Source organism: Bradyrhizobium sp. 142, from assembly GCF_023074015.1.
Lineage (GTDB): Bacteria > Pseudomonadota > Alphaproteobacteria > Rhizobiales > Xanthobacteraceae > Bradyrhizobium.
The window spans coordinates 1-3,603 of sequence record NZ_JADPKQ010000250.1 but is presented as its reverse complement, the minus strand read 5'-3'; the positions used below and the strand labels follow the sequence as shown (position 1 = coordinate 3,603).

At 61.3% G+C, this 3,603-nt stretch carries 3 protein-coding genes and 1 pseudogene; 1 reads left to right on the top strand and 3 read right to left on the bottom strand.

Features of this window, described 5'->3' with window-relative positions; all coding sequences use genetic code 11:
• The 3 genes and pseudogenes from IVA82_RS23015 to IVA82_RS23005 all read right to left on the bottom strand — a co-directional run.
• Positions 1 to 1,097, bottom strand: a pseudogene (locus IVA82_RS23015) (IS256 family transposase); the annotation flags it as partial.
• 34 nt (positions 1,098 to 1,131) lie between these two features.
• Positions 1,132 to 1,500: an AlpA family phage regulatory protein gene (locus IVA82_RS23010; RefSeq protein ID WP_247386707.1), complete on the bottom strand. Its 369-nt coding sequence runs from the start codon at positions 1,498 to 1,500 to the stop codon at positions 1,132 to 1,134.
• A gap of 143 nt (positions 1,501 to 1,643) precedes the next feature.
• The gene (locus tag IVA82_RS23005) at positions 1,644 to 2,525 is read right to left on the bottom strand and encodes a LysR family transcriptional regulator (RefSeq protein ID WP_247386709.1); all 882 of its coding nucleotides are present in this window, start codon (positions 2,523 to 2,525) and stop codon (positions 1,644 to 1,646) included.
• A 128-nt stretch (positions 2,526 to 2,653) separates the two neighbouring features.
• Here IVA82_RS23005 and IVA82_RS23000 point away from each other — a divergent pair, with 128 nt between their 5' ends.
• Positions 2,654 to 3,307 carry a hydrolase gene (locus tag IVA82_RS23000; protein ID WP_247386711.1) on the top strand — a complete coding sequence of 218 codons (654 nt, stop codon included), beginning with the start codon at positions 2,654 to 2,656 and terminating at the stop codon, positions 3,305 to 3,307.
• The last annotated feature ends 296 nt before the right edge of the window (positions 3,308 to 3,603 follow it).

The window sequence follows — 3,603 nt, the reverse complement described above, 5'->3', positions numbered from 1 at the left end:
CGATTTCCAGCAAGCGTCATCTCGATAATGAAAAAATCGCTTGTCCATCTCATCCGTGGTGCGCAGGTGTTTCCAATGCTCTGCCGGGAAGTCGTAGAAAGCCAGCAGCGTGTCTCGATCCTTGCGCAGGCAGTCGGCCGCCTTCGCGTATTTGGGCGCGTAGCTCTCGATGAAGGCGTCGAACGCCAGCTCGGCTGTGGCCTTGGTTTCGGCCATCCAGATCTCCTGCAACGCGCGTTTGGCTTTCGGCTGCTGGCTCTTCGGCAGCCTGGCGAGCACGTTGGCGGTCTTGTGCACCCAGCAGCGCTGCTCGCGCGTTTTCGGCCAGACCTCGCCGGCAGCCTTCCAGAACCCGAGTGCGCCATCGGCGATGACGAGCTGCGGGGCCACGTCGAGCCCGCGCCGCTTCAGATCGAGCAGCAGATTGCGCCAGTCGTGCGCGCTCTCGCGGGCGCCATCGGTGAAGCCGACCAGTTCCTTGCGGCCTTCCGGCGTCGCGCCGATCAGCACGAGGATGCACTGCTTTTCGTCTTCGAGCCGCGCTTCGAGATGGATGCCATCAGCCCAGATGTAGACGTAGCGCTTGGCCGACAGATCGCGCTTCTGCCACGCGGCGTGCTCGTCGAGCCAGCCGTCCTTCAGTCGGCCGATGGAGGATGCCGACAATCCGGCAGCATCCTTGCCAAGCAGCGCCGCCAGCGCCTCGGAGAAGTCGCCAGTCGAAATCCCCTTCAGGTAAAGGATCGGCAGCAGCGTCTCGATCGACTTCGAGCGGCGCATGTAGGGCGGCAGGATCGACGGCGAGAACCGGATGCGGCCAGGATCGGCAGCCGGCGCCTCGCGATCGCGTACACGCGGCTGGCGGACGGCGACCGGACCGATACCGGTCATCACCTCGCGCTTCGGCAGGTGGCCGTGGCGGACGACGCGCTGGTGGCCGTCCTGGGTCTTCAAATCGGCATGCTGGCCGAGAAAGTCCGCGACCTCGGCTTCGACCGCCTTGGCGAGAAGGGCACGTGCCCGTTGCGCAAGACTTCTGTGAGTTGATCGTCGAAGATTCCTGGCTGAATCAGCTGGATGACGTTATCGTTGGACACGGCATATCGCTCCTTCGGTGGAGAAGTGGAGGCGTCAAGCACCCCCACGATATGCCGCCTTCCCGATTCCCGCCGTCACCAACTTTCGGCGATAGCTCCGGACATGATGCTCTTTATCAGTCTGGAGCAGGATGGCGCCGACCTTTGCCTCGTCCCCGGCACGGGTCGAATTCGTCAACCGCCTCTTCTGCCAAGCGACGATTTCGTCCTCGAACCAGACACGCCGGTTCGGGCTGATGTAGGTCGATCGCGGAAATCGGCCGGCCTTTTCCATCCGGTAAAGCGTGGTGCGGCCGACCGGGATGATCTCTAAGACTTGCTTTTCACTCAGCATGCGTCGAGGTCCGGATTTATCCGCCGCGTCGTCTTCCGTTTCGGCTTCTCGTCGGTTTGCTGCGGTCATCGCGAACTCCCACGGTGTTTCCCGTAGTATCGCCCGGCTTCGCCCCTGCGAATGGTGACGATTCATCCTAATCTCATCGCGATTTAGACCGGCTGGCATACGTCTCTCTTCGCGACTCGATGGATCATCCGGGCAGGGGCGGCTCACGCAAGGGGCGGATTTTCTTCCAGACGCTCGATCAACAATTCTGTAAGCGCCTGTACCTTTCGTGAGGGATGTTGGCCCGGCGGGCGAACGACGTATGCACCTGCCGAAGGTGGTGGATGGCGTGTCATGACCGGAACAAGTGCGCCCGATGCCACGTATTCATGGATCACGCAATCGGGGAGCCAAGCGACGCCGAGCCCTGCTGCGGCGGCGACGGCGAGAGCTGTGCCGTTGTCCGCCTTGAAGCGCCCCCTGGGATGAACCGTGACGAGGTCGTCTCCATCCATGAATTGCCAGGCTTCGGTCCCTTGCATCAGGGCTTCATGGGCGATGAGTTCGTCCAGCGTCTCCGGGGCACCGTGCGCCTTGATATAGTCCGGGCTCGCGACAAGTCTCCCGTAGATCGGCCCGACACGTCTCGCGATAAGGTTAGAGTCTTGAAGATAGCCAACCCGAATGGCGCAATCGAATCCCTCGGCAATGATATCGACGAAGCGATCGCTGTAGGCAGTGTGAATGTGAAGCTGCGGGTGACGTCGCGCCATTTCTGCGAGTATGGGAGCGAAGTGGGTCGGGCCGAAAGTAAGCGGCACAGAAATTCGTAGGCGGCCGCGAAGATCGCCCGCGGGCCGGATGATTTCCTTGGCCGCGTCGATCTCGGCGCGGACTATGGCTGCATGGCTTCGAAACGTGACGCCGGCTTCTGTGAGAGCGGCGCCACGGGTGGTTCTTGCAAGAAGCTGGACACCCAGCTCCGTTTCAAGCCGGAGTAGCCGCCGGCTGACAATCGACTTCGAGACGCCGAGCCGGCGCGCGGCGGCCGAAATGCCCCCAGCATCGGCAACCTCGACGAATGTAGTCACGTCTTCAATGTCCAACTCGGCGTTCCCCACTTTGCGACACAGCTTGGCAGAATAGGGTGCTATCGTATCACTAATAGGAATGACAAGTGTCTGGGCACGGCGCCGCAGTCGGCGCATGTCTGACCATAAAAGAGGATATATTCATGAGCTTTCGTAATGGGCTTTCTTCGCTTCTTCGCCCTGAAGATTCGGTGCTCGTTCTGATCGACCATCAGCCTTACCAGCTTGCAAATCTGAACAGCCACGATCCCCATATCGTGGTCAACAATTCGGCGGCACTGGCGAAGGCCGCGAAAGCGTTCGGCGTTCCTACCATCCTGACGAGCGTGATCGCCGATCGCGGCGGTCTCATCTTCCCCCAGATTACGGATGTGTTCCCCGATCAGGAGGTGATCGACCGGACGTTCATCAACACCTGGCAAGATCGAAAGGTGGTCAACGCGGTCAAGGCCACCGGCCGCAAGCAGCTCATCATCGCCGGCCTATGGACCGAGATTTGCGTTGCGATGCCGACGATCCAGGCGCTCGGCGAAGGTTGGGACGTGACGGTTGTCACCGATGCGTCCGGCGGCACTTCGGTCGAGGCCCACGAGGTCGCCGTCCAGCGCATGATCGCGGCCGGCGCGAACATGATGACCTGGCTGGCAGTGGCTTCAGAGTGGCAGCGCGACTGGGCCCGGACGGAGCATGCCGCCGAACTTTCGGAGCTGCTTGTGCAGCATGCCGCCGGCAGCGGCATCGCCTTCCTGTGGGAACAGCAACTACTGAACACGCCCGTGAAGAGGACCGCAGGCTGATCTAACCGGGGGATGATGAGTACCACGAGCGATGCGCAGCGAGACCTGACCGTTTGTCGAACTTCGTCATTCCCCTCCCTATGAGGGGCGTCCATGCCTGGAACGCGGGGCCCCAGGCCCGAGCCGCTCACATTCTCTGTGCCAGCCGTCGCGGCCCAATCGCGATTTATTCAAATCGTCCTAAGAAGGGTCGCTGATGGCCGATTTTGTTGCAGAACTGTCTTGAGGAGAAGGGCGAACCGTGATTCCGTCTAGGTAAAGCGGCCATCGACGGAGATTTCGATGATGGGTCGGTG